The following is a 24089-nucleotide window of genomic DNA, read 5'->3' on the forward strand; positions in this document are numbered from 1 at the left end:
CAATCATGATACGATGGGCCGAGAGGGAATACAGCGACGAAGAGATATTCTCGATCCTGAGCGAACCGGTTAGGGAGTGGTTTAAGCGGAAGTTCGGGACTTTTACACCGCCCCAGCGCTACGCGGTCATGGAAATTCATAAAGGTGAGAACGTTCTCATCTCCTCGCCAACGGGCTCCGGAAAAACGCTCTCCGCTTTTCTCTCGGCGATAAATGAGCTCATCCTCCTCGGCAAGGAGGGTAAGCTCGAGGACAAAATCTACGTGCTCTACGTTTCCCCTTTGAGGGCTTTGAACAACGACATAAAGCGCAACCTGGAGGGGCCTTTAGCCGAGATAAAGGAAGTGGCGAGGGAGCTCGGCTACGAAATCCCGGAGATAATGGTCGGCATAAGGACGAGCGACACTTCAAGCTACGAGAAGAGCAAGATGGTGAGGAAGCCGCCACACATACTCATAACCACTCCCGAGAGCCTTGCCATTGCTTTAAACGCCCCAAAGTTCCGCGAGAGGCTGAGAACTGTAAAGTACCTCATCATAGACGAGGTTCACGCGCTGGCTGAGAACAAGCGCGGTTCCCACCTCGCGCTCAGCGTCGAGAGGCTTCAGGAGATGGCCGAGGGGAGGTTCGTGAGGATAGGCCTGAGCGCCACCATACACCCTCTCGAGGAGGTGGCCAAGTTCGTCTTCGGCTTTGAAAACGGGAAGCCGAGGCCCGGGCTTATCGTTGATGTGAGCTTCGCCAAGCAGACGGAAATAAAAGTCGAGAGCGTTGTTGAGGATTTGATTTACACCCCCGCTGGAGCGCTGAGCGATGCCCTCTACAACAGGCTTGCCGAGCTGATAAAAGCTCATAGGACGACGTTAATTTTCACCAACACGAGGAGCGGCGCCGAGAGGGTCGCCTTCAACCTTAAAAAGCGCTTCCCGGAGTTCGAGGGCCTGATTGAAGCCCACCACTCCTCGCTGTCCAGGGAGGTTCGCCTGGACGTCGAGGAGAGGCTGAAGAGGGGCGAATTACGCTGTGTAATTAGCAGCACATCACTGGAGCTCGGCATAGACATCGGAACGATCGATCTGGTCGTCCTTATCGGTTCTCCAAAGAGCGTGAACCGTGCGTTGCAGAGAATCGGCAGGGCAGGCCACAGGCTCCACGAGGTCAGCAAGGGCGTTATTCTGGCTCTCGACAGGGACGATTTGGTCGAGGTTACGGTTTTAGCGCACAACGCGAGGAACAGACGGCTCGACCGCGTGAAAATCCCAAGGAACCCGCTCGATGTTCTCGTCCAGCACCTGCTCGGAATGGCCCTCAACAGGGTCTGGGAGGTGGAGGAGGCATACAACCTCGTGAGGCGCGCTTATCCCTTTAAAGACCTGCCCTTCGAGGACTTCATGGGCGTTTTGAGGTATCTGGCGGGGGAATACGCAGGTTTGGAGGAGAGGAAGGTCTACGCCAAGATATGGCTCGAGGACGGGCGCTTTGGACGGCGCGGGAAGATGACGAGGACGATTTACTACATGAACGTCGGCACGATACCGGATGAGGCCAAGATCCGGGTTTACACTATGGACAAGCAGATGATCGGAACTGTGGAGGAGGAGTTTGCGGAGCGCCTAATGCCCGGCGACATCTTCGTCCTGGCCGGAAGAACATACGAGTTCGTCAAGAGCAGGGGTAACAAGATCTACGTCATTCCCCGCGAGGGAGCGAAGCCAACTATTCCGGCCTGGTTCTCGGAGATGCTCCCTCTCAGCTTTGACCTGGCCCTCGACATTCAGAGGTTCAGGCGTGAAGTTAAGGGGCTTCTTCACCGGAGGGACGCGGTTAGGAGGCTCGTGCGGAAGTACGGGATAGACGAGAAGGCCGCGAGGGCTGTAATAGCTTACTTCCGCGAGCAGGCGAGGTATTCGGTAGTTCCTGACGATGAAACGGTTTTGGTCGAGTTCGTTCCGGGAAAGAGGAACCGCTACTTCTTCCACACCCTCATCGGGAGGCGCGCGAACGACGCGCTGAGCAGGGCCTTCGCCTACCTCGTGAGCAAGAGAAAAAACTGCAACGTCGGGGTGGCGATAAACGACAACGGCTTCGCCCTGCTCCTCCCGCCGGAGGTAGAGCTGAGCGAGGAGGAGGTAAGGGAGCTTTTCGAGGTCGAGGACCTGAGGGAGACGCTAAAGCTGGCCCTGGACAACACAGAGCTACTGAAGAGGCGCTTCAGGCACGTGGCCAATCGAGGATTGCTTATCCTCAGGCGCTACGTCGGGAGGAGCAAGAGGCTGGGGAGACAGCAGGTGATGGCGGTTTCCCTCCTCAAGGTCCTCAAGGAGAACCACCCCGACTTCCCGCTCCTGAAGGAGGTCTACCGCGAGATTATGGAGGACAAGATGGACGTCGAGGGCGCTGAGCAGTTCCTGGACTGGGTCAGGGAGGGCAGAATAAAGGTGGAGTTCAGGAGGCAGGACGTTCCAAGCCCCTTCGCCTTCAACCTCGAGGCTATAGGCTCGAGCGACGTTGTCCTGATGGAGGACAGGAGGGAGCTGATCAAACAGCTCCACAGAAAGATAATGGCAATGATAGGGGAAGCTCAGGAAGTTCCAGTTAAGCGCTCATAAAGCCTTTCATAGGCGTTTATCAGGTCGCCCCTGTCGAAGCGGAAGACGTCCTTGTCGAGGCTCTCCCTGGTTTCGGCGTCCCAGAAGCGGCAGGTGTCCGGGCTTATCTCGTCGCCGAGCACTATCTCGCCCCTCCCGTTCTTCCCGAACTCGAGCTTGAAGTCGACCAGTATGATTCCCCGCTCGGCAAAGTACTCCCTCAGGACATCGTTAACCTTAAGGGCAATGCGCTCCATCTCCCTGATTTCCTCCTCGCTCACGCCAAGGATCTTTGCGTGGTGGTGGTTTATCATCGGGTCACCGAGGCTGTCGTCCTTGTAATAGAGCTCGACTATCGGCTCCGGCAGCTCGGTTCCTTCTTCCAGCGGAAGGCGCTTCTTCAGGCTTCCGGCGACGACGTTCCTGACGACAACTTCAAGCGGGTACATTTCAAGCCTCTCAACGATGAGCCTGTTCTCACCGGCGACGCCTATGAAGTGGGTCTTGATCCCCTTCTCCTCGAGGACCTTGAAGAGAACCGCGCTGATCTGGGCGTTGAGCCAGCCCTTCCCCTTGAACTGGGCCTTCTTCTTGCCGTCGAAGGCCGTAGCATCGTCCTTGAACTCCATTATGGCCTTTCCATCATCGAGCGGGATAATTTTTTTCGCCTTACCTTCATAGACCTCCATGGACTTCACCATATTTGTGTAAAATTTTAGGCTATTTAAGGGTTGTTTTATCATAAAAATGGCAAACAATGGGCAAAGCTTTTAAACACGGGGAGCTAAAATACTGCCGTCAGATTCCAGTTTAATTAACATGTTTAAGTTAATTGCACGGCGGGATTCATCATGAGGGAGAAGTGCGGGGTCTTCGCAGCAAAAACCGAAAACGCAGCAAGGAAGGCCTACTACGCGCTGATAGCACTGCAGCACAGGGGACAGGAGAGCGCCGGGATAAGCGTGTGGAAGCACCGCATACGGACGGTGACGGGGAGAGGACTCGTCTCGGAGGTTTTCAGGAACGGCGAGCTGGCAAAGCTCAAATCCAGCACGGCGATAGCCCACGTCCGCTACTCCACTTCCGGCTCGCTTAACGAAACCCAGCCCCTAGAAACGGAGTGCTGCGGTATGAAAATAGCGGTGGCCCACAACGGAACCCTGACCAACTTCAGGCTCCTTCGCGAGAGGTACGAAAGCCATGGCGTTAAGTTCCGCCACACGGTTGACTCCGAGCTGCTGGGGATTTCCTTCCTGTGGCACTTTAACGAGACCGGGGACGAGTTCGAGGCTATGCGGGAAGTGTTTAACGAAGTCAAAGGCGCTTACTCCGTTGCGTTCCTCTTCGATGGGAAGATAATCGTCGCAAGGGACCCCGTGGGATTTCGCCCGCTGAGCTACGGCTTTGGAGACGGCCACTACTTTGCCTCAGAGGACTCAGCGCTAAGGCTCTTCGTTGAGGATGTGAGGGACGTGAAGCCCGGGGAGGTCTTTCTGGTCTCGGAAGACGGGGTTGAGAGCAAGGTTTTGGCCAGAGAGAGCCACCATCACTGCGTTTTTGAATACATATACTTCGCCCGCCCGGACAGCACCATAGACGGGGTCAACGTGTACAGCGCCAGGGTCAGGATGGGGCGGGAGTTGGCAAAGGAGAGCCCGGCAGATGGGGACGTCGTTATAGCCGTTCCTGACTCCGGGAGGGCAGCTGCTATGGGCTTCTCCCAGGTCAGCGGGATTCCCTACTCCGAGGGGCTGATAAAGAACCGCTACATAGGGCGGACGTTCATAACCCCCGGCCAGTTCTACCGTGAGCTGAAAGTCAAGCTCAAGCTCTCCCCGGTGAGGGAAGTCGTTGAGGGGAAGAGCGTCGTGCTGGTCGATGATTCAATCGTCAGGGGGACGACCATGAAGCGCATCGTCGCCATGCTGAGGGGGGCGGGCGCGGGAGAGGTGCACGTCAGAATAGCATCACCGCCCATAAGGTACCCGTGCTACATGGGGGTGGATATTCCGACGAGACACGAGCTCATAGCGGCCTTTGGAAGTGTCGAGAATGTGAGAAAAACCATAGGTGCCGACAGTTTGGCTTACCTCAGCGTCGATGGGCTGAAAAAAGCCGTTGGGAGGAGAGACCTCTGCCTGGCGTGCCTCACCGGCGAGTATCCGGAGTGGGCCTTCCGCTTCTGAGCTTTCTCAATTTAGCGGCGGAGAACTTGAACTCCGGCGTTCCTGCCTTGTTCAGCGCCTCGCTCGTCAGCCTGTTCGCCTTGAAGTGGAAGGGAACCGCCACAAGCCCCTCCGGGACACCGCCGAGCTTCGCGCGCATTCTAATCTTCCCGCGCCTCGTCTCGATCTCGACCCAGTCTCCGTCGTGAATTCCAAGCCTCTCCGCGTCGCTCCTGTTTATCAGCACCCTGGGTTCGCCCATCAGCCTGAGGAGGGAGGGGCTTCTCAGCGTCATCTCACCCGTGTTGTAGTGGCTGATCAGCCGAACGGTCGTCAGGACAAAGGGGAACTCCCCATCTGGCTCTTCCCAGGGAGAAATCCTCTCCACAGCGATCAGTCTTGCCCTCCCGTCAGGGGTTGCGAACTCCCAAGTGTGGAGCCTCTTCCTCGGCAGGAAGATTCCCTCCCCCGTCTTCAGCTCCTCGACGCTCCTGTCCTCCAGCTCCGGAAAGAGCTTGAAGTACTCGGCGGTAATCTCCTCCACCGAGCGGTAGTCAAAGCCGGGCAATCCAAGAGCCCTGCCAAGGGCCGTCAGAATCTCCCAGTCGGGCTTTGAATCTCCAAGGGGCTGGCAGACCCTGTGGCTCCACTGGATTCTCCTCTCGCTGTTCATGTAGCTACCGCTCTTCTCGCAGAAGGCTGAAGCCGGCAGAACGTAGTGGGCATAGCGGGCAGTTCTCGTCATGAAAATATCCTGAACGACGAGCAGGTCGAGCTTTCTCAGCGCCTCCCTAACGCGGGCAAAGTTAGCCTCGCTGACGGCGGGGTTCTCACCGACGATGTAGAGCGCCCTGACGTCGCCGTTCTCGATGGCCTCCCACAGCTCGGTGAGGTAGAGCCCGCGCTCCGTTGGAAGGTCTTCCACGCCCCAGAGCGACGCAACGCGCTTCCTGAACCTCTCATCGGTCAGCGGAACGTAGCCGGGCAGGAACTCACTGAGGGCACCCATGTATGCGGCACCCTGGACGTTGTTCTGGCCACGCATTGGGTAGAGGCCACCTTTCTCGCCGATGTAGCCGAGGAGCAAAGCGAGGTTTATTACCGCCAGGACGTTCTCCACTCCGGAAACGTGCTGTGTCAGGCCCATGCCCCACATTATCGCACCGCTTCCCGCGAGGGCAAACTCCCGTGCAACCTCCCGAATGGTTTCAGCTGGGACTCCGGTTACCTTCTCCGCGTACTCGGGTGTGTACTTCATAACCCCCATCTTCACCTCCGAGAAGCCAGAGGTTCTCGTTTTAACGAACTCCTCGTCGTACAGTTCCTCCCTAATTATAACGTTCGCCATCGCGTTTGCGAGGACTATGTCGGTTCCGGGCTTTAAAATCAGTCTGTGGTCGGCGAAGGCCATCGTTCTGGTTTCCCTGACGTCAACGACGATTATCTTAGCACCTTTCCTCTTTGCCCGCAGGAGATAGTCCATCACAACCGGGTGCGTTTCGGCAGGATTGTAGCCCCATATTAGTACGACCCCAAACCTCTCCAGATCCTCGTAAGGGTTGGTCTGGGCCCCGGTTCCCACGGCAAGCTTTAGAGCGTGGACGCTCGCCTCGTGACACAGCCTCGCGCAGTTGTCTATGTTGTTCGTGCCGAAGAGGCGCGCGATTTTCTGTAGGAGGTAGTTCTCCTCGTTGCTGATTTTGGACGATGCTATGAAGGCGACCGCATCAGGACCGTAGAGCTCGCGAATCTCGAGGAGCCGGTTTGCTATCTCCTCGAGTGCAACGCCCCAGCTTATCGGAACCATCGCCGAGCCGACCCGCTTGAGCGGTCTCTTGAGCCTGTCCTTCGAGAAGACGAACTCGAGGGCGTAGAGTCCCTTCGGGCAGAGCTTCCCACGGTTGGGTTCGCCGGGGTAAGGCTTCACCCTTCTCCTCTCCTCGCCAATGAGGAGCTTGCAGCCGAAACCGCAGTAGGGGCACACCACCGTCTTCACGCTACCACCATTAGACAGGAAAAGCTAAAAAATATAAATCTTTTTGGAGATAATCGACGAAAATTTGTAAAGATTCAGAGGGCCTTCCCTAGGAAGTACTCGTGAACCCTCGTGTCGTCGGTCAGCTCGGGGTGGAACTCGAGGCCGATTAGGTTGTCCTCCTCGACGCCGACAACCCTGTCTCCGAGCCACGCTATCGGCCTCACCCTGTCGCTGAGGAGTTCTACTATCCTCGGAGCGCGAATGAAGACCCCTGAGAAGGGTTCTTTGCTGAAAGCTAGCTTTATCGGCGCCTCAAAGCTGTCCACCTGCCTGCCGTAGGCGTTTCTATTAACGCGGACGTCGAGGAGCTCGAGGAACCTCTGCTCCGGAGTAGCGCCGATTACCTCCTTCGAGAGCATTATCAAACCTGCGCAGGTTCCCATTATCGGAAGTCCTTCCTCACCGAGCTTCCTGACTGGCTCGAGGAGGCCGTTCTTCACCATGAGCCTCGAGATGGTCGTGCTCTCGCCACCGGGGATTATGATCGCGGAGATTCCTTCGAGCTGTTCCGGCTTCCTGAGCCAGATGACCTCACCGGAAACCCCGAGGTTCTCCAAAGCCCTTTTGCTCGCCTCTATGTGCTCGCTGACGTCGCCCTGGAGGCCTATGACACCCACCTTGACCATTTCAACCCCTCCAAAAGAGTTGGAAAGGGCTCAGACGCCCCTCTCCTCAAGGCGGACTTCGAGCTCTTCGATGTCCTGACCCTTCATCGGCTCGCCGATCTCTTTGCTTATCTCGACGAGAACATCCGGCTCGTCCCAGTGGTTGACGGCCTCGACTATGGCCCTGGCCATCTTGGGCGGGTTGGAGCTCTTGAAGATTCCCGAGCCTACAAAGACGCCGTCCATGCCCATCTGCATCATCAAAGCTGCATCTGCCGGCGTTGCAACTCCTCCGGCCGCGAAGTTCACAACCGGAAGGCGGCCGAGCTTCTTTATTTCGAGGAGAACCCTGTAGAGGCCATCGACAATCTCGCGGTAGGTGTAGTGGCCGTAAATCGGCTCGTTCTCAAGGACCCTCGTTGGGAGGCCAGCTATCTCCTTGACGTTGAGGGCAAGCCTCAGGTATGGCTCTGCGAACTTCTCCGCAACCCCGTAGACCTGCTCGTCGGTCATGGCCTGAATCTGCCTTATCCCCTCGGCGACTAGGCGGACGTGCCTGACCGCCTCGACGATGTTGCCGGTCCCGGCCTCGCCCTTGGTTCTGATCATGGCCGAGCCTTCCCATATCCTCCTGACGGCCTCGCCGAGATTTCTGGCCCCGCAGACGAAGGGGACGGTGAATTCCCTCTTGTCTATGTGGAAGAACGGGTCGGAAGGCGTGAGAACCTCGCTCTCGTCGATCATATCGACGCCGAGGGCCTCGAGTATTTTGGCCTCCGCCACGTGGCCTATCCTGACCTTGGCCATCACGGGAATCGTAACCGCGTCCATTATCTCCTGAATCTTCTCTATCGGGGCCATTCTGGCAACGCCACCTGCCTTCCTGATATCGGCTGGAACGCGGTGGAGGGCCATGACCGAGACGGCACCCGCTTCCTCCGCAATCCTCGCCTGCTCGGCGTTGGTGACGTCCATTATGACGCCGCCCTTCACCATCTTTGCAAAGCCCCTCTTGAGCCTCTCGGTACCCTTAGCCTCGATAACATCGAGCCTTCCCATCTCCCTCACCTTTTCAAGTTTTGGCTTGCAATTAAATTCAAGGAAAAACTTGAATATAAACCCTGCCCCGGAAAGTTCACTGAGAAATAAAAAAACTCCTCGAAAAAACCAGAAAAAGACGAAAAATCCCCGTTCATATCTTTCCAATTATCTCAAGGCTGACGTCGAAGTTCTTAACGGAGTGTGTCAAATAACCGAGGCTTATCACGTCGATGTCGAGCCCCGCGTATTCGGCTATGTTCTCGGGCGTTATTCCACCGCTGACTTCAATTTTAACCCTCTCCCTGAGCCCTTCCCGCTTGAGAACAGTTAAAACCTCGGCTATCTCGGCCGGACTCATGTTGTCGAGCATCACGACGTCGGCCCCTGCCCTGGCGGCTTTTAGTGCGTCCTCAAGGCTCTCGACCTCAACCTCGACGACCTTGTAGGCAGAGAAGGCCCTGGCCCTCTTTATCGCCTCCTCCAGCGGAACCAAAGCGAGGTGGTTATCCTTTATGAGTATCGCGTCGCTCAGCGAGAAGCGGTGGGGTTCACCGCCACCTATGAGTATCGCCCTCTTGTCTATAGGCTTGAGCAGGGTTTTTCTCGTCCCAGCAACCCGAACCTTCGGGTTTACGGCCTTAACCCTCTCGACCAGCTTCCTGACTTCGGTCGCTATGCCGCTCATTCTGCCCATGACGTTTAGGGCGGTTCTCTCGACGAGGAGTATCGCCCTCGCGTCCCCCTCAAGCTCGAGGATAACGTCGCCCCTCTTCACTTCTTCGCCGTCCATCTTCCTGACCTCAACTTTAACCCCGAAGTGCCCGAAGAGGGCCCTGGCTTCCTCGACTCCCGCTATTACTCCTTCCCCCTTCGCGATGATCACGGCCTTGGCCCTCGTTCCTTCAGGTATGACCGCCTCGCTCGTGACGTCTCCAAAGGGGGCGTCCTCTTCTATAAATTGCAGGAGATAACTAAGATTTATCATCACCCTCACCTCCAAGCAGGAACTTCCAGAGAGGGACGAGCCTGACCTTTTTTCCCCTGACCTCAATGATGTCATCTCTGTCCCAGTTTATTATCGTTAGGTTTTCGCAGTCGAGTTTCTCCGAGGCACTCAGCAGTGCCGAGACCTCCCGTTCGAACGTTTCAGGGCTTTCAAGTGAATAACTGACCTGTATGAGCTCCAGGATATCCTTTCCGTCCTTCACGAGGAAATCAACCTCTCTTCCACGCTCGTCCTTGAAGTAGTAGAGCTCCCTCTCGCGCCTTCTGAGTTCAAGGAAAACGGCGTTCTCAATGAGCCTGCCGATGGTCTCCCCAAAGCGAAGCGAGTAGGCGTTTATCAGGCCGGTATCAACGATGTAAACCTTTGGAAGGCTCTTCTCAACCTCCTTTAGGTTGTAGGAAAACTTCTTGAGCGGGAAGACCACGTAAGCTTCTTCAAAGTAGTCGAAGTAGCTGTAGAGGGTGTTCTTGCTGACGTCCACGCCAATGCCCTTCATGTACCTGGCCGTTCGGTTCACCGAGAACTCCTTGGCAAAGGAGGTTATGAGGAGCTTCAGGAACAGCCTGACCGCCTTTAGATTCTTTATCCCATGCCTTTCAACAACGTCGCGGTAGAGCATCACATCCACGTACTCGGAAAGCGTTTTCCGCTTCAGGTACCTGTCCTCGAGAAGAACGACCTCTGGAAAGCCGCCGAACTCCAGATACTCCCTCAGAAGGGTCTTGACAACCGCCTCTTCTCTCGTCGAGAGATACCTGCCCACCTCAATCCCCTTGGCCCTAAGGAACTCCCGGAAGCTGAAGGGCATCATCTCAAATGTCAGCGTCCTTCCGCGAAGGGCTGTCGCTATCTCCCTGCTGAGGAGCTTTGAGGAGGAGCCGGTCAAGTAGACCCTGAACCCATCACGCTCCAGGACACGCTTAACGAAAAGCTCCCAGTTGGGGACGTTCTGAATCTCGTCGAGAAAAAGGTACTTCTCGTCGGCATCTGGGAAGAGCTCGTAGAACACCCTCACGAGGGTTGAAAGGTCATCGGGCGTTGGAGGGAATATTCTGTCATCGTCGAGGGGGAAGAAGACGGCCGCTTTACCGGCATTCCTCAGTTTGGAAAACTTTTGAAGGATGTAAAATGTCTTTCCGGCCCTTCTTGGGCCGATTATTGTTATTGCCTTGTTTATCCGGATGTCCTCTGGAACGCTCAGCTCCCGCTCGACACCCTCAACGCTGAGATTGAGGTAGTCCATCACAATTTGGGCTATCGTTTCCTCGCGGCTCATGTTAAATGAAGAGGTAAAAATCCTTAAAAAGTTTCCCTCCCTACTTAACAAAAATGGCGGAATCTTTCCCTCCAGACTTAACTCATCTCCAGCATCTTCTCGATGGCCCTCTTAGCTTTCTCGGCTATCTCTCTGGGCACTTCAACCTCGTACTTCATGTCCCTGAGGGACTCGTAGATGTGGTTGAGCGTTATCGCCTTCATGCCGACGCAGATTGCGTCTTCCCTCGCCGGGTGGAACCTAATATCCGGGTAGAGCTTCTGAAGGCGGTAAACCATCTCCCTCTCCGTGAAGACGACCCACTGGTTCCACTCCGGGGCGCGCCTTATCATTCCGCCCGTGGAGACTATGATATCTGCCCTCTCCTGAACCTCGGGCTCGCACTCCGGGTGAACCATCAGCTTGGCGTTGGGGTGGAGCTTCCTTGCGCGCTCCACGTCTGCCAGCGTGAACTTCCTGTGGACGTAGCAGTGGCCGTGCTCGGGGACGGGGACGACCTTCTTTCCGGTGACCCTGGCGACGTAGCTCGCAAGGTTCTTGTCGGGACCGAAGATTATGACATCGGAATCGAGCTTTTCAACTATTTTGACGGCGTTGGCGGAGGTAACCGTAACGTCGGCGTAGGCCTTGGCCTCGGCGGTGGTGTTCACGTAGAGAACCACCGGAGCATCAGGATACTGCTCCTTGGCCCTGAGGATGTGCTCGACCTTCAGCATGTTGGCCATCGCGCAGGTCGCCCTCCTCGCCGGCAGCAGGACGGTCTTCTCCGGATTGAGGATTTTGGCGGTTTCGGCCATGAAGTCGACGCCGGCGAAGACTATGACGTCGGCATCAACGTTCACAGCTTTCCTCGCGAGCTCCAGGCTGTCGCCGAGGAAGTCCGCTATGTCCTGAACCTCGGGGAGCTGGTAGTTGTGGGCCATTATTATGGCGTTCCTCTCTTCCTTGAGACGTTCAATCTCGGCTATGAGCGTCTCCTTCTCCATACTCTCACCTCGCTTGAATTGTGGTAGAAGAGGGGGATTAAAAGGGTTTTTGGACACCTTTGGTTAGAGCCTGCACTCCCCATCGAAGAAGCTCGGCCTCTCGAACTCCTTCCTCATAACGGGGAAGTCCTCGCGGTAGTGGGCGCCCCTGCTTTCCTCCCTCACCAGGGCGCACTCGAGGACTCCCCTCGCGAGCAGCTTAAGCCTCGGGTCGGCCTCGATCTCGCCAAGCTTTTCCAGGCCGGCCCTCAAGTTGCTGGCAGTCCTCACAATGCCAGCGTGCTCCCACAGTATTTCCCTGAGGGCTTCAACGTCCCCAAGGGAGTCGAAGGTGTAGGGAACCTCTGGAACCCCGCCAAGTCTCGGCCTGTCCCGCGCTATCGTCCTCGCGACCTCAAGTCCGCTCACGATGCACTCGAGGAGCGAGTTGCTGGCGAGTCTGTTCGCACCGTGGAAGCCGTTGCTCATGGCCTCTCCGACGGCGTAGAGGTTTTTAATCCTCGTTCTGTACCAGATGTCTACGGAGATTCCCCCGATGGTGTAGTGAGCTATTGGGGAGACGGGAATTGGGTCCCTGGAGGGGTCGAGGCCGTCCTTCCGCAGGAAGGCGTATATCTGGGGGAAACGCCTCTTGAAGTCCTCTATGCCAGTCGCGTCGAGGAAGACCCTCTTACCGGCCCTCATCTGGTTGTATATGGCCCTTGCCACGATGTCCCTCGTGGAGAGCTCGTTCACGAAGCGCTCGCCGTCTTCGGTGATTAGCTTTGCCCCGGCACCGCGGACGGCTTCGCTGATCAAAAAAACAACGCTCTTTCCGATGTAGCCCGTTGGGTGAAACTGGACGAACTCCAGATCCCTCGCCGGGGCGCCTTTCATAACGGCATCGCCGATGAGGGTGCCGAGGTTGAGGGGGGAACCGGCCGTGTACTTGAAGAGCGAAGCGAAGCCACCGGTTGCTATGATAGTAGCGTCAAACCCAAGGAGCTCGCCATCAAGAAAGACCCCGTAGGCCTTTCCTTCCCTCGCGACCAGCTCCTCGGCAAGGCCATCGACGAAGTGGACGCCCGCCTCCCTCGCCGCCAGGTGGAGGAGCTTCATTAGGTGCTTCCCGGTCTCGTTCTTAATCGTGAAAATCCTGGGAAAGGAGTGCCCGCCCTCGGTCTCGTTGGTCTCAAACTCAAGGCCTATTGAAAGAAGGAACTCGTAGGCCTCGCTTGCCTTAGAGACCACGCTCCACACGACCTCCTCATCGTTGAGGTACTTGCCAGCCCTGATCGTGTCGAGAACGTGAGTCCTGGGAGAATCACCGTCCAGAATGGGAAAGGCTATTCCAGCCTGGGCGAGGTAGGAGTTGCTCTCCCGTATCCCCTCACCGATGACCATCACGTCAAAGCCCCGCCTCGCCAGGGCTATGGCTGCCGTCAATCCCGCGGCACCGCTTCCGATGATTCCAACCCTCATCTCACCACCGGAGAAAAGATAGAGGTAGGACTTAAACGCTTTTCTACCAACGTCTCATCAGCAGTGCCGCCGTCACAGCCAGAACCACCACCGTGGTTGAAGAGCCAAAGAAAGGTACCGCCACTGTACTGGCAGGCACGATGCCAACGTCCCCAACGAGGGTGCTGAAGTAGCAGTTGCTCCCACAGTCAAAGGTCTCCACGACGCTCCCTACTCCCGCCTTCTCCGTCACGTTGTCTATGTAGAGGTCGTACTGCGATGTTTTGTCCCACGACCCGGCACCCACACGGAGAACCTCCACCGCCCCACCCGTGGCGACGTTTCTGACTTCAAGCCCATCGACGTAGAACTTAACCGACGCCGAATCAACCGCTATGGCCAACCTGTGCCAGGAGGAGGTGACGTTGAAATCAGTGTCGGTACAGCTTGTCCAGCCGTAGCAGGCGTAGAGAGCGGTTCCGTTTCCGTAGTAAGCCCAATCGAAGTGAACCTCGACGGTGCTCCCACCCTGGTCAAGAACCAGGTACATCAACTGCACTCCCGCACCGGAGGAATCCCAGTTCCTCAAGAGAACGTCCCAGCTGACGTTGTATGTACCCCCCGAGACGTCGTAGCTGGGGTAGCGCTCAATCACGGAATACCCCGTTGTGTTGTGGGAGCTAACCCTAAGGACGTAGTTCACCTTGGGGACCCCCGCCAGAACGGCCGCCTCGTCCGCCACATAGCTTGAGAGGCTGTCCCACGGATTGTCGTCTCCATCATCGGTCACGTACACGTAGTACGCCTTAGATGCAAGATCCTTGAAGGCCGTCTCATCGAAGGAGGACACTCCGTATACCATAGCACCCAGCTTCGAGGGGTCGGTGCCACTTGGCCAGGAGGGGGGATAGTCTGGACTGTCGTATATCACTAGGACGTCGAAGATCGCGGTGTAATCCGCTAGGGTGGAGGGGTCATAGGCGCCGGGGTTTCCGACCACGAGGTACGACTGTGACTTGCCCTTCACGTAGTTCACGAGACTGGAGTAGTACCCCTCAGTACCGGCCGAGACGTTCACACCGTCGAAGAATATCCCGCTGACGTTGTACCAGGAGACCCAACTGTCTATCTCGTCCTCGACTATTGAGGAGTCGCGTTTCCCGTAGTTGGTCCACACGTAGCCGAGAACCGATATCCCCGCGTCACGCATCTTCTGTATGTACTCGGCGTAAACGGAGTCCTTTTGGTACCCCGGGCCGTTGGCAGGGTTGGCTATAATCACAATGTTAACAGAGTACTGGGCTTTAAGGCCAATGACAGAATCCCAAGAACAGCCCGGATAAACGTATAATGGGATGAGAAGGGACTGAGTTCCGGCTCCAGAGACCACCGGGGGTGCGAACATCAAACCAAGACCAACAACCATCGCGAGTATTATGGGCCCCGATGATTTCATCTTCTCCACCTACTTTAGTTTGGCCGCCTAATTTTAAAAAAGTGTTGAAATCCAGTGAGTTACGTCATGAGCAACAAACGTACCAAAAAAAGGAAGGCAGAAAATTCATCTCCTGGCCACAAACCAGGCGATCACCACGAGAGCAACGGCCACGGCGGGGGTACCAAAGAACGGCACTTGGTTGACCTCACTGACCGCCGTGAGGTCCGACTTGTACTCCGAGCTTAGGGCGCGGCCGTTATCAGCTTCAAGCCACCCAATTGCGTAGGCCTCGACTGGAGTTACAGAAGATACCGCGAGAGATGGATACCTGAAGTTGCCGGAAGAAGGTATTATGGAGAGGGCCCCCAGGATGTCCCCGTTCAAGCCTATCTTAACCAGCTTGATCACGTACACCAAGTCAGAAGTCTGGTTCTCATAGGCAAAGACCAAGTATGGGGAGGTCTCGTTGGGCACGAGATCCAGATCTCCCCTGACAGAGCTCCGGGCCCTAGAAAGCTCGACCACCCGACTGTAAGTTCCGGGTGATTGAGGATCGGGTATTTCGATCACCACCCAGGAATAGGGGGAGTAGTACTCCCTGTACGCCACGAAGAACCCGCCCATTCCCGGAGCGACGCTTACCGCGGATACACGAACAGGAAAGCTTGCGCGGTGAACGCTCGACAGGTTAATGGCACCACCCGGGAGAAGTTTAAAGTCGATAAAGGTTAGATTGTAGCTGGATCCGTCGTTCCAGCTCTCTCTGAACGCAACTCCGAAGTATCCGCTCTCCCGGTCGTACGCTATTACACTGTAGTGAATCGCACCCTTCCCGGTGTAGAGAAGTCCCCTATCAACGATGTCCCCCGATGCATCAAGAACCGAGTAGTAAAGCTCGTTGCTGTTGTACTTCTCGTATACCACGACGAAGTATCCTCCTCCATTGGACACGCTAATATAATCGGGCTTTATTACGTCCAGTCGAGTGGTTCTGGTGACTGTATCACCGTTTGAATCAATGACGCTGTAGTAGATGTAACTGTCGTTCTTGGCCTTCCACACCACAACGTACCTCACAAAGCTATCTTCGACCAAGGAATCAACGTCCAGCACCACGTTAGAGTTGAGGACGTAAACCCCAGCTACAGAGTCCACGGTAACATTTTTTACCGGATTGTCATCGAGCACTCTGACGAGGGTGGCGTTCACAAAGGAGCCGTCTCCGCGAACTACTATGTAGTAATCCCCTCCTGGGGCAACCGCTACCGTCTCGGCAGGGCCGATAACGTTATACTCCTCAGCCGCCACCAGGGGAGAAATGATAAAGATGAGCAACAACAGTGACGCCCATCTCATTATATCCCACCAAATGGGATATTAAGTACCACTTAAAATAATTTCGTTGGGACAACCTGCTTACCTAGTTGGATAGTTCGGGGCCTCGTTGGTGATGAAGATGTCGTGCGGGTGGCTCTCCCTAACTCCCGCCTGAGTTATGATCACGAACTCTCCCTTCTCCTTGAGCTCGGAAATGCTCCTTGCCCCGACGTAGCCCATTCCCGAGCGGAGTCCCCCAACGAGCTGGTAGAGAACCTCACCGACGGGCCCCTTGTAGGGAACGACGCCTTCAACGCCCTCCGGGACGAACTTCCTCGTCTTCATGTGGCCCTTCTGGTAGTACCTCTCCGCTCCACCCTTCATCATCGCTCCGAGCGAGCCCATACCGCGGTACTGCTTGTACCTCCTTCCGTTGATTACAACCTCCTTGCCTGGTGCCTCCCTGGTTCCTGCCAAAAGGGAGCCGAGCATGACGGCGTCAGCTCCAGCGGCGATGGCCTTGACTATATCGCCGGAGTAGCGGATTCCGCCATCGGCTATGACGTGAAGCCCATATTCACCTGCCCTGTCCGCGACGAGAGCTATGGCGGTAACCTGAGGAACTCCAACGCCAGCGACAACGCGCGTGGTGCATATGCTCCCCGGTCCGATTCCGACCTTGACCGCGTCGGCAAAAGTCAGGTCATCGACCGCCGCGGGGTTGGCGATGTTTCCGACGATCAAATCAGCATCGACGGCTTCTCTGATTTCCTTCATGGCCTTTATCGCCTTGAGGTTGTGGGCGTGGGCGGTATCGACCACTATGACGTCGGCACCGGCTTTATCCAGGGCCTTTGCCCTCTCGAGGTCGAAGGGGCCAACTGCCGCGGCCACGAGCAGGTCGCCGTTTTCGTCCCTCACCGCGTTCCTGTACTTCTTCCTCATTAGGAGGTCGCTCATCGTGATTATTCCCACGAGGCGGCCGTTTTCATCGAGGACAGGCAGTCTCGCTATCCCCCGCGCCACCATCACGTCGAGGGCCTCCTCCACGGAGACGTCCTCTCCGACCGTTATGACCTCGCCGGTCATGACCTCCCTGACGAGCCGGCCCTCCTTTGCCGCTATGTCCTTCTTGGTGACTATCCCCACCACCCTTCCGTCACCATCGACCACGGGGAGACCGTCTATGCCGTTCTTCTCCATCAAAAAGAGGGCGTAGTCAATCGTCTCGTCCGGTGAGATTGAGATTACATCTTCAACGATGAAGCGCTCCGCCCTCTTGACCTTCCTCACCTGCTCTACCTGCTCTTTGATGCTCATGTTCCTGTGTATGACGCCTAGACCACCTTCCCTGGCCATCGCGACGGCCATCTCCCACTCGGTGACTGTGTCCATCGCCGCGCTGAGAATCGGGACCTTGAGCCTGACGTTGGGGGTTATCCGAGTCGAGACGTCCACGTCCTTGGGCTCGACCTCGGTCGCCTGCGGTATGAGGAGAACGTCGTCAAAGGTGTAGCCTTTGATTGCATTAACAAGTTTGTGTTCAAACTTCCCCATCTTTGCCGGACCTCCACGTCCTTTTTAACGTGAACCTGTCAAGGGTTTTTAAGGGTTTCCTCGGCGATGCCGGCGAGGTATTCGAACGTTTTCAAACCCACAAGCCAGTTTACAAACGTAAATTTTTTAAGCAGATGCCCATGTCCGTGCACGGTGGTTCGAGGTGAAGAGGCTCGTCATAGCACTCTCCTACGCGGCGCCGCTGCTGCTCACCGTCGGCGTCATAGCCCTGATGATATGACAAAATTCGGGGCAGAATCAGGCAGTCCGTTCAACCTTTTACCATTTTTCCGCGTCATTTAGTCACACGTTCAAGGGAAGCACCGGAAGACTAAAATATCCATCGATGACCACATTTTTCGGTGAACTGCCATGGAAGCCGAAGCGAAGATTATCAACAGGGGGGAGGGCCAAACCCTCCGCTGAGGTCAGGTCTGGTTTTGAGGAGCTTTTAGGCGAGGTGCTGAAGGAAGGTCTCTTCTGGGCCGCTCTCGGCCGGCCGTCGGAAGTGATGCCGTTTCTCAGGGGCAAGCTCCTGAGCAACGGCTTCAGCGACAACGCCAGAAGACAGCTGGAGTGGCTCCTGGACGAGCTTGAGCGGTTCTACGAGAGGGTCGCCTGCTGTGGAAGGGTGGAAGAGAGGCATGTCAGGGCAATCAAGTCCTTCCACAGGGACATAGTCTCGGTGATTTCCTCGGAGAGGGCTTAGCTTTTTAACCCTTCTTCCCCACTCCTTTCGGGATGATGAGGGAAGTTTCGTCCGAGCGGTGAGGACACTCGCATGGGCTGACCATAAAGGCCGAAAACCCGTTTAAGGCCTTCTTTGACTTCCTGGATTTTTTCTTCTCTGAGAACGCCAATCCGTTTCCTGATTAGGGATTTCTCAAGGGTGAAAACAACGTACGGTTTTATCAGACTGGGCCTCAACGGCCTCGTCCCGGCGTAGCGTATAACGTCCCTGTCGGTGATTCCAACGTTGTATTCAGCGAAGCCACTGTTAAGGTTAGACGTTATCTGGAGAACTACGATGGCATTCGAAATCCGGTTGAGTTCTTTATTTGACGCAACGAGCGCGGGGCGAAGCTTTCGGCTCGTCAAATCAACAAAAGGAAAATCCACGAGAACTATCTCCCACTGAGAAAGCTCACCCTTTGGGTTCATAGGGAACTCCCCCAACATCGTCCCAGTATTCGTCGGCCTCGCTCTCCCAGTCCTCCCTGAGGATTTCCTCGACGGCCCTGAGGTACCCTTTAATTTCGGAATCTTCAACGGACCTTCTCCTGAGCAGAAAATCCCTGAGGGCCTCTTTTATTATCTCACTCCTGTTCGAGTAAAAGCCTTCCTCAATAAGCCTGTCCATTCTCTCGGCAAGTCCCTTGGGTATTCTCGCGGAGACCTTAACGGTTGTCGCCATTTTGTCCACCTATGCCTCCATTTGTCCGACACAATAAAAAGGTTTCCCAATCCTTTAAAAAGGAGGCTCCTAGCTCAGAAGGGGAAGAAGATGACGGAAAACGAAACCCTCACGAAGTTCATCTCTCACCTCAAGGTCCTCATCGAGATGGAGAGGAAGGCCGAGATAGAGGCGATGAGGGCTGAAATGAGGCGGCTTAGCGGGCGCGAGAGGGAGAAGGTGGGCAGGACGATCCTTGGCCTCAACGGCAAGGTCGTTGGCGAGGAGCTTGGCTACTTCCTCGTCAAATACGGACGCGACAGGGAGATAAAGACCGAGATAAGCGTCGGTGACCTTGTGGTTGTGAGCAAGAGGGACCCCCTCAAGAGCGACCTGATCGGGACGGTCGTGGAGAAGGGGAAGCGCTTCATAACCGTGGCTTTGGAAACGGTCCCGGAGTGGGCGCTGAAGGGTGTCCGTCTCGACCTCTACGCCAACGACATAACCTTTAAGAGATGGCTTGAGAACCTGGACAGCCTGAGGGAGAGCGGGAGGAAAGCCTTGGAGCTCTACCTCGGTTTGAGAGAGCCTGAGGAGAGCGAGGAAATCGATTTTACCCCCTTTGACAGAAACCTGAACGCGAGCCAGAGGAAAGCTGTGGCGAGGGCTTTGGGTAGCGATGACTTCTTCCTGATTCACGGACCGTTCGGAACGGGAAAAACGAGGACGCTCGTCGAGCTGATACGGCAGGAAGTAGCGCGGGGGAACAAGGTCTTGGCGACCGCCGAGAGCAACGTGGCGGTGGACAACCTTGTTGAGCGCTTGGCCAATTCCGGGTTAAAGGTCGTGCGCATCGGCCACCCGAGCAGGGTCTCTAAGAATCTCCACGAGACGACCCTGGCTTACCTCATAACCCGGCACGAGCTGTACGGTGAGCTGAGGGAGCTTCGCGTCATCGGCCAGAACCTCGCTGAAAAGCGCGACACCTTCACGAAGCCATCTCCAAAGTACAGGCGGGGGCTGAGCGACAGGGAAATCCTCAGGCTGGCCTCTAAAGGAATCGGGACGAGGGGTGTTCCAGCCCGCCTGATCCGCGAGATGGCGGAGTGGATTAAAATCAACCGGCAGGTTCAGAAGACCTTCGATGATGCCAGAAAGCTCGAGGAGAGGATAGCGCGGGAGATCATAAGGGAAGCGGACGTCGTTCTGACGACGAACTCTTCAGCCGGCCTTGAGGTCGTTGACTACGGCTCCTACGATGTCGCGGTAATAGACGAGGCGACGCAGGCGACGATACCGAGCGTGCTCATTCCGATAAACCGCGCGAGGCGCTTCGTCCTGGCTGGAGACCACAAGCAGCTGCCACCAACGATACTCAGCGAGAAGGCGAAGGAGCTGGGTAAGACCCTCTTCGAGGGCCTGATCGAGCGCTATCCTGAGAAAAGCGAGATGCTTACCGTCCAGTACAGAATGAACGAACGCTTGATGAGGTTTCCAAGCAGGGAGTTCTACGACGGCAGAATAGAGGCCGACGAGAGCGTGAGGAGCATAACACTGGTGGATTTGGGCGTGGAGTCGCCTGATGAGGGCGATGTCTGGGCCGAAGTCCTCAAGCCCGGGAACGTGCTGGTTTTCATAGACACAGCCAGGCGGGAGAACCGCTTCGAGAGGCAGCGCTATGGAAGTGAGAGCAGAGAGAACCCGCTTGAGGCCCGGCTCGTTAGGGAGGCGATTGAAAGGCTGTTGAAGCTCGGCGTTAGGTCCGAGTGGATAGGTGTGATTACCCCCTACGACGACCAGCGGGACCTCATAAGCTCGCTCCTGCCCGAGGAAGTCGAAGTTAAAACTGTTGACGGCTACCAGGGGCGCGAGAAGGAGGTAATCGTTCTCTCCTTCGTCCGCTCGAACAAGCGTGGGGAGCTCGGCTTCCTGAAGGACTTGAGGCGCTTGAACGTCTCGCTGACGAGGGCTAAGAGGAAGCTGATTTTGATAGGCGATTCCTCGACTCTAAGCGCACACGCGACCTACAAGAGGCTGGTGGAGTTCGTGAGAGAGCGGGAGACGGTGGTTGATACCAACGAGCTGGAGGTGTGAAGAATGTTCCTCTATACGAAAAACTTCGACGAGCAGAAGGCTAAAGCAATGGAGGGCCTGAGGAAGGCTTTGGCCGAGAACAAGGTTGATGAGGACATAATACCCCTTCTGGAGAAGCTCAACGCCCTTGAGAACTACTTCACGACGAGCTCATGCTCGGGCAGGATTTCGGTCATGGAGATGCCCCACTTCGGCGACAAGGTCAATTCCGTCTGGCTCGGCAAGTGGCACCGCGAGGTTAACGTTGGGGAGGTTTTCGATGCCATAGAAAGGCACTCCAGCGGTCAGCTCTGGTTCCTCGTGAGGAGTCCGATTCTTCACGTCGGCGCGAGGACGATGGAGGACGCGGTTAGACTGCTCAACCTCGCGATAGGCCTCGGCTTCAAGTACAGCAACATAAAGAGCGTCAGCCACAGGAAGCTCCTCGTTGAGATTCGCTCGACGGAGAGGATGGACGTCCCGCTCGGCGAGGACGGCGAGTTATGGGTGAGCGAGGATTACATCGAGAGAATCGTGGCCATAGCGAACGACCAGCTGAGGCGCTTCAAGGGGAAGCTCAAGAGGCTGGAGGAAGAGATTGGGAAATTATAACAACGCCACTTTGCCACCTAATGAGAATGAACCCATATGAGCGTCTTCAGCAGAGTGTAGGCGATGAGCAGGACAATGGGCGGTAGGAGTAAAAGGTCGAGCCTTCTCCTCCGGGGATAAACCAGCATTCCAAAGAGAGCATATAGAACGTTCAAACCAGAGAGCAACAGGACGTACCGATACCCCCTCGGGTCTTCGCTGTAGAAATGCAGAATAGGGCGTATCGCCTCAACGCGAACATCAGAATAATTTGCAACCAAACCCACCGCAACCAAGGAAATGAGTGCGACGAGAGAACCAAGGAGAATCTCCCTGGAACCCGGAGAGGAGTCCTTTCCAACGAAACGCGCGTAGAGAAAGACGGGGAAGTCTATAAACAGCACCGCTATTGCCAGAAACACAGGAACACAAATCATCACACATCACAACAAAGTTGATAACGTAAATAACGCCCCTCTCAAATCCCATATCCACAAGGGCCGTGCTGAGGGAACCCCACATCAGGATTACGAAAGCGATATCCTTTGCTGAATCTTGTATAACCCCCAATGTCCGTCTCATCAATAACCCGAAGAAGCTCCCTAAATCCAAACTTTGAATTACGCTCCCTCTCAAGACGCCTTTTGAATATGAAAAAGGCTATAGCAAGCGCGATGAAGAAGGAAACGACCGCCGTTATCAGTCCGGAGAGTGTAATAGTCATCTTCTGTGATGGAACACGCGGACGAAAATAGAACAGCCCCCACAGAGCCATCCAAATCACCAACGGAACCAGTATAGCTTCCAGCATCAACTTTCGCCCAGGCTTCATCTTAAACACCCCCAACGTTCAACGTTTCAACAATGCCCAGACGACGAAGAGCATGGCCACTGCAAGTGAAAGCAGAACAATCGCAAGAATCCTCCTTCCAACTCTGCGCGAGAGATAAACCCCCAAAAGCCAAACAGGGTGTTTAGGATTGAGAGAATCAGGAACTTTTCGGCGTTCACAACCACGGCGGTGAATACTTCCAGAATTTCCTTCGGGTAGTTCTGGGTTGCAAAATAACGGGAGACGACCCATATTGGAGGAATTGCGAGAGCTGAGGCAAGGGACGTTTTACCAATGCCCTCAAAGACGTACTCTGCTCTTTTACTCTTGAGAAAGTACAACGGGAGAGCTACAATCCACACCACCATCGTGGCGAAGACCGGATACATCACTACCATAAGAAAAGCCAGGCCAACGAACGCCATTATGGCAAGGAAAACATCGTGAAACCCCAGGAGAAACGTGCTGAAAATTCCCCAGAGAATGAGGTGATGGGCTATGCATTCCTGTACATCGTGCTTTAGGTACCCGATGTCACTTTTCCCGTATCCATGCTTCTCTAGAATGCGGGCTAGGAAGAAGACCATTGAAGCTACCATGAGGACAAAAAGAAGGATCGTACTAAGAACCCATTCACGGGTTATGAGGCCGAGTTTCACCCAGGCGAAGCCAAACAGCACCGCGGAGAGCACCACAGGAAAAATGAAGATCTTAAAAATAATTTTTCTCCCCATTGAGACCACCGGGGCTTTTTTGATAAATCCGAACTACAATGAGTGCAGTTGGATAAAAACCTTTATCAGTATGGGGACGAGGGCGAGGGCAATCAGCAGGAGCATTAAAAGGCCAGCCCTTCTCCTTCTAGGCAGGATTAGAATTCCGACAAGGCCGTACAGGATATTCAAGGCTGACAGCAACTGGAGGTTTGCATATAAGTCCCTGTTTACGTAGAATTTTAAGAGAGAGCGGAATAGCCCAATTTCCGAGGCCCCAAGATGTGAGGCCATACAACTCAGGAGAACCAGAGAACCCCCAGAAACCAGCGAAATCAGCAGGATTTCCTTGAAGATGGGCGAGAGCCGTTTTCCAGTTAAACTTTCATAGAGCATCAAAGGCACGTCCATGAGCAATACCACCATAGAGATGATTAACAAGAGCCCGACAGTTATAAAAACCAGTGCAAAGTCAATAGCGAGTATTATCCCTTTCTTAGGACCATTAATCAGAACCCCTGAACTAAAAGCACCCCATATTAAAATAGCACGAAAAATTCCTGACGTCAAATCATTGATAATCTCCGGGTCAGCCTTCTCAAGAACTTGGGGGAGCTCTTTAAATTTGAGGTCGGTATAACCCACTTTTCTCAGGCGCTTTTTGAGCACAAGGGCAATAAAAGCCAGCACAAGTAATAGGGAAACCACCGTTGTAATCAGCCAGGAAACGTTGAAATTCTCACGCTGAATACCAGATGTTGGGCGAATATAGAGAAACAACCATATAACTACCCACGCCACCAGTGGAACTATTACAGCCTCCATTACCGACCTTTTTCCGAATTTCATTTTTGAATCCCCCACAATGCTCTGATTCTGGAGAATTAAAAAATGAGGGGCTCAAGACTATGAGAATATAGTATCACAAATCTGGGGACAAATCATTGGAGCAAAAACTGCTGCACAGGCATCCGCGCAAACGCTTCCCAATATTCCACATCTACTTGCACAAATTCTCTTTAGTATCTCT

Annotated in this window: 22 protein-coding genes; 5 read left to right on the forward strand and 17 right to left on the reverse strand. The window is 55.1% G+C overall.

Annotation, left to right across the window (positions count from 1 at the left end):
- Positions 1-5: 5 nt before the first annotated feature.
- A complete protein-coding gene (locus CL1_RS04125) occupies positions 6-2609 on the forward strand; it encodes an ATP-dependent helicase (RefSeq protein ID WP_014788632.1) in 2604 nt (867 codons plus the stop codon).
- Here CL1_RS04125 and purC read toward each other — a convergent pair.
- Positions 2582-3277, reverse strand: a complete 696-nt coding sequence (gene purC / locus CL1_RS04130) for a phosphoribosylaminoimidazolesuccinocarboxamide synthase (protein WP_014788633.1) — start codon at positions 3275-3277, stop codon at positions 2582-2584. The two genes, CL1_RS04125 and purC, sit on opposite strands and share 28 nt — an antisense overlap.
- Before the next feature lie 162 nt (positions 3278-3439).
- On the opposite strand from purC, the gene purF reads away from it, so the two are divergent.
- Positions 3440-4774: an amidophosphoribosyltransferase gene (purF, locus tag CL1_RS04135; protein ID WP_014788634.1), complete on the forward strand. Its 1335-nt coding sequence runs from the start codon at positions 3440-3442 to the stop codon at positions 4772-4774.
- On the opposite strand, the gene fdhF is transcribed toward purF, so the two are convergent.
- The 10 genes from fdhF to guaB form a co-directional block, all read right to left on the reverse strand.
- A complete protein-coding gene (fdhF, locus tag CL1_RS04140; RefSeq protein ID WP_014788635.1) occupies positions 4737-6749 on the reverse strand; it encodes a formate dehydrogenase subunit alpha in 2013 nt (670 codons plus the stop codon). The two genes, purF and fdhF, sit on opposite strands and share 38 nt — an antisense overlap.
- Before the next feature lie 74 nt (positions 6750-6823).
- Positions 6824-7417, reverse strand: coding sequence for a pyridoxal 5'-phosphate synthase glutaminase subunit PdxT (gene pdxT / locus CL1_RS04145; RefSeq protein ID WP_014788636.1), 594 nt, complete (start codon positions 7415-7417; stop codon positions 6824-6826).
- Positions 7418-7447: 30 nt separating this feature from the next.
- Positions 7448-8455, reverse strand: coding sequence for a pyridoxal 5'-phosphate synthase lyase subunit PdxS (gene pdxS, locus CL1_RS04150; protein WP_014788637.1), 1008 nt, complete (start codon positions 8453-8455; stop codon positions 7448-7450).
- Positions 8456-8588: 133 nt separating this feature from the next.
- Positions 8589-9422 (reverse strand): carboxylating nicotinate-nucleotide diphosphorylase, encoded by an 834-nt coding sequence (nadC, locus tag CL1_RS04155; protein ID WP_014788638.1) that lies wholly within the window; start codon positions 9420-9422, stop codon positions 8589-8591.
- Positions 9409-10719, reverse strand: coding sequence for an ATP-binding protein (locus tag CL1_RS04160; protein WP_014788639.1), 1311 nt, complete (start codon positions 10717-10719; stop codon positions 9409-9411). The genes nadC and CL1_RS04160 overlap by 14 nt, the downstream gene beginning before the upstream one ends.
- A gap of 77 nt (positions 10720-10796) precedes the next feature.
- Entirely contained in the window at positions 10797-11705 is a 909-nt protein-coding gene (gene nadA / locus CL1_RS04165; RefSeq protein ID WP_014788640.1) for a quinolinate synthase NadA, read from the reverse strand.
- Positions 11706-11768: 63 nt separating this feature from the next.
- Positions 11769-13166, reverse strand: a complete 1398-nt coding sequence (locus CL1_RS04170) for an L-aspartate oxidase (RefSeq protein WP_014788641.1) — start codon at positions 13164-13166, stop codon at positions 11769-11771.
- Positions 13167-13209: 43 nt separating this feature from the next.
- Entirely contained in the window at positions 13210-14601 is a 1392-nt protein-coding gene (locus CL1_RS04175; protein WP_014788642.1) for a spherulation-specific family 4 protein, read from the reverse strand.
- 105 nt (positions 14602-14706) lie between these two features.
- Positions 14707-15939, reverse strand: a complete 1233-nt coding sequence (locus tag CL1_RS04180; protein ID WP_014788643.1) for a hypothetical protein — start codon at positions 15937-15939, stop codon at positions 14707-14709.
- A 60-nt stretch (positions 15940-15999) separates the two neighbouring features.
- Positions 16000-17457, reverse strand: a complete 1458-nt coding sequence (gene guaB, locus CL1_RS04185; protein WP_014788644.1) for an IMP dehydrogenase — start codon at positions 17455-17457, stop codon at positions 16000-16002.
- Positions 17458-17803: 346 nt separating this feature from the next.
- Between guaB and CL1_RS04190 the strand changes: the two genes are divergently transcribed.
- Entirely contained in the window at positions 17804-18166 is a 363-nt protein-coding gene (locus CL1_RS04190; protein ID WP_237266275.1) for a hypothetical protein, read from the forward strand.
- Here CL1_RS04190 and CL1_RS04195 read toward each other — a convergent pair.
- Positions 18163-18618 carry a type II toxin-antitoxin system PemK/MazF family toxin gene (locus tag CL1_RS04195; RefSeq protein ID WP_014788646.1) on the reverse strand — a complete coding sequence of 152 codons (456 nt, stop codon included), beginning with the start codon at positions 18616-18618 and terminating at the stop codon, positions 18163-18165. The genes CL1_RS04190 and CL1_RS04195 overlap by 4 nt on opposite strands.
- Entirely contained in the window at positions 18602-18871 is a 270-nt protein-coding gene (locus CL1_RS04200) for a ribbon-helix-helix domain-containing protein (RefSeq protein ID WP_014788647.1), read from the reverse strand. The genes CL1_RS04195 and CL1_RS04200 overlap by 17 nt, the downstream gene beginning before the upstream one ends.
- Positions 18872-18961: 90 nt before the next feature.
- On the opposite strand from CL1_RS04200, the gene CL1_RS04205 reads away from it, so the two are divergent.
- Both CL1_RS04205 and taw3 read left to right on the forward strand, forming a co-directional pair.
- A complete protein-coding gene (locus tag CL1_RS04205; RefSeq protein WP_014788648.1) occupies positions 18962-20944 on the forward strand; it encodes an IGHMBP2 family helicase in 1983 nt (660 codons plus the stop codon).
- A gap of 3 nt (positions 20945-20947) precedes the next feature.
- Entirely contained in the window at positions 20948-21535 is a 588-nt protein-coding gene (gene taw3, locus CL1_RS04210; RefSeq protein WP_014788649.1) for a tRNA(Phe) 7-((3-amino-3-carboxypropyl)-4-demethylwyosine(37)-N(4))-methyltransferase Taw3, read from the forward strand.
- A 17-nt stretch (positions 21536-21552) separates the two neighbouring features.
- Here taw3 and CL1_RS10815 read toward each other — a convergent pair whose 3' ends face one another.
- The 4 genes from CL1_RS10815 to CL1_RS04230 are packed head-to-tail and all read right to left on the reverse strand — an operon-like array spanning position 21553 to position 23908.
- Complete coding sequence (locus CL1_RS10815) at positions 21553-21951, reverse strand: hypothetical protein (protein WP_014788650.1); 399 nt, start codon at positions 21949-21951, stop codon at positions 21553-21555.
- Positions 21952-21992: 41 nt separating this feature from the next.
- Positions 21993-22346, reverse strand: a complete 354-nt coding sequence (locus tag CL1_RS10820) for a hypothetical protein (protein WP_014788651.1) — start codon at positions 22344-22346, stop codon at positions 21993-21995.
- A 26-nt stretch (positions 22347-22372) separates the two neighbouring features.
- Positions 22373-23080, reverse strand: a complete 708-nt coding sequence (locus CL1_RS04225; RefSeq protein ID WP_014788652.1) for a hypothetical protein — start codon at positions 23078-23080, stop codon at positions 22373-22375.
- 33 nt (positions 23081-23113) lie between these two features.
- Positions 23114-23908 (reverse strand): hypothetical protein, encoded by a 795-nt coding sequence (locus CL1_RS04230; RefSeq protein WP_014788653.1) that lies wholly within the window; start codon positions 23906-23908, stop codon positions 23114-23116.
- Between the last annotated feature and the right edge of the window lie 181 nt (positions 23909-24089).

The organism is Thermococcus cleftensis, from assembly GCF_000265525.1.
In the GTDB taxonomy this organism is placed as follows: domain Archaea; phylum Methanobacteriota_B; class Thermococci; order Thermococcales; family Thermococcaceae; genus Thermococcus; species Thermococcus cleftensis.

Coding starts and splice junctions, on each gene's coding strand:
- pdxT (WP_014788636.1), bottom strand. CDS start 7,417: ATGGTCAAGGTGGGTGTCATAGGCCTCCAGGGCGACGTCAGCGAGCAC.
- CL1_RS04125 (WP_014788632.1), top strand. CDS start 6: ATGATACGATGGGCCGAGAGGGAATACAGCGACGAAGAGATATTCTCG.
- CL1_RS04170 (WP_014788641.1), bottom strand. CDS start 13,166: ATGAGGGTTGGAATCATCGGAAGCGGTGCCGCGGGATTGACGGCAGCC.
- CL1_RS04230 (WP_014788653.1), bottom strand. CDS start 23,908: ATGAAATTCGGAAAAAGGTCGGTAATGGAGGCTGTAATAGTTCCACTG.
- CL1_RS04225 (WP_014788652.1), bottom strand. CDS start 23,080: ATGGGGAGAAAAATTATTTTTAAGATCTTCATTTTTCCTGTGGTGCTC.
- purC (WP_014788633.1), bottom strand. CDS start 3,277: ATGGAGGTCTATGAAGGTAAGGCGAAAAAAATTATCCCGCTCGATGAT.
- CL1_RS04175 (WP_014788642.1), bottom strand. CDS start 14,601: ATGAAATCATCGGGGCCCATAATACTCGCGATGGTTGTTGGTCTTGGT.
- CL1_RS04180 (WP_014788643.1), bottom strand. CDS start 15,939: ATGAGATGGGCGTCACTGTTGTTGCTCATCTTTATCATTTCTCCCCTG.
- purF (WP_014788634.1), top strand. CDS start 3,440: ATGAGGGAGAAGTGCGGGGTCTTCGCAGCAAAAACCGAAAACGCAGCA.
- nadA (WP_014788640.1), bottom strand. CDS start 11,705: ATGGAGAAGGAGACGCTCATAGCCGAGATTGAACGTCTCAAGGAAGAG.
- pdxS (WP_014788637.1), bottom strand. CDS start 8,455: ATGGGAAGGCTCGATGTTATCGAGGCTAAGGGTACCGAGAGGCTCAAG.
- CL1_RS04190 (WP_237266275.1), top strand. CDS start 17,804: ATGACCACATTTTTCGGTGAACTGCCATGGAAGCCGAAGCGAAGATTA.
- CL1_RS10820 (WP_014788651.1), bottom strand. CDS start 22,346: ATGAAGCCTGGGCGAAAGTTGATGCTGGAAGCTATACTGGTTCCGTTG.
- nadC (WP_014788638.1), bottom strand. CDS start 9,422: ATGATAAATCTTAGTTATCTCCTGCAATTTATAGAAGAGGACGCCCCC.
- guaB (WP_014788644.1), bottom strand. CDS start 17,457: ATGGGGAAGTTTGAACACAAACTTGTTAATGCAATCAAAGGCTACACC.
- CL1_RS10815 (WP_014788650.1), bottom strand. CDS start 21,951: ATGATTTGTGTTCCTGTGTTTCTGGCAATAGCGGTGCTGTTTATAGAC.
- CL1_RS04205 (WP_014788648.1), top strand. CDS start 18,962: ATGACGGAAAACGAAACCCTCACGAAGTTCATCTCTCACCTCAAGGTC.
- CL1_RS04195 (WP_014788646.1), bottom strand. CDS start 18,618: ATGAACCCAAAGGGTGAGCTTTCTCAGTGGGAGATAGTTCTCGTGGAT.
- taw3 (WP_014788649.1), top strand. CDS start 20,948: ATGTTCCTCTATACGAAAAACTTCGACGAGCAGAAGGCTAAAGCAATG.
- CL1_RS04160 (WP_014788639.1), bottom strand. CDS start 10,719: ATGAGCCGCGAGGAAACGATAGCCCAAATTGTGATGGACTACCTCAAT.
- CL1_RS04200 (WP_014788647.1), bottom strand. CDS start 18,871: ATGGCGACAACCGTTAAGGTCTCCGCGAGAATACCCAAGGGACTTGCC.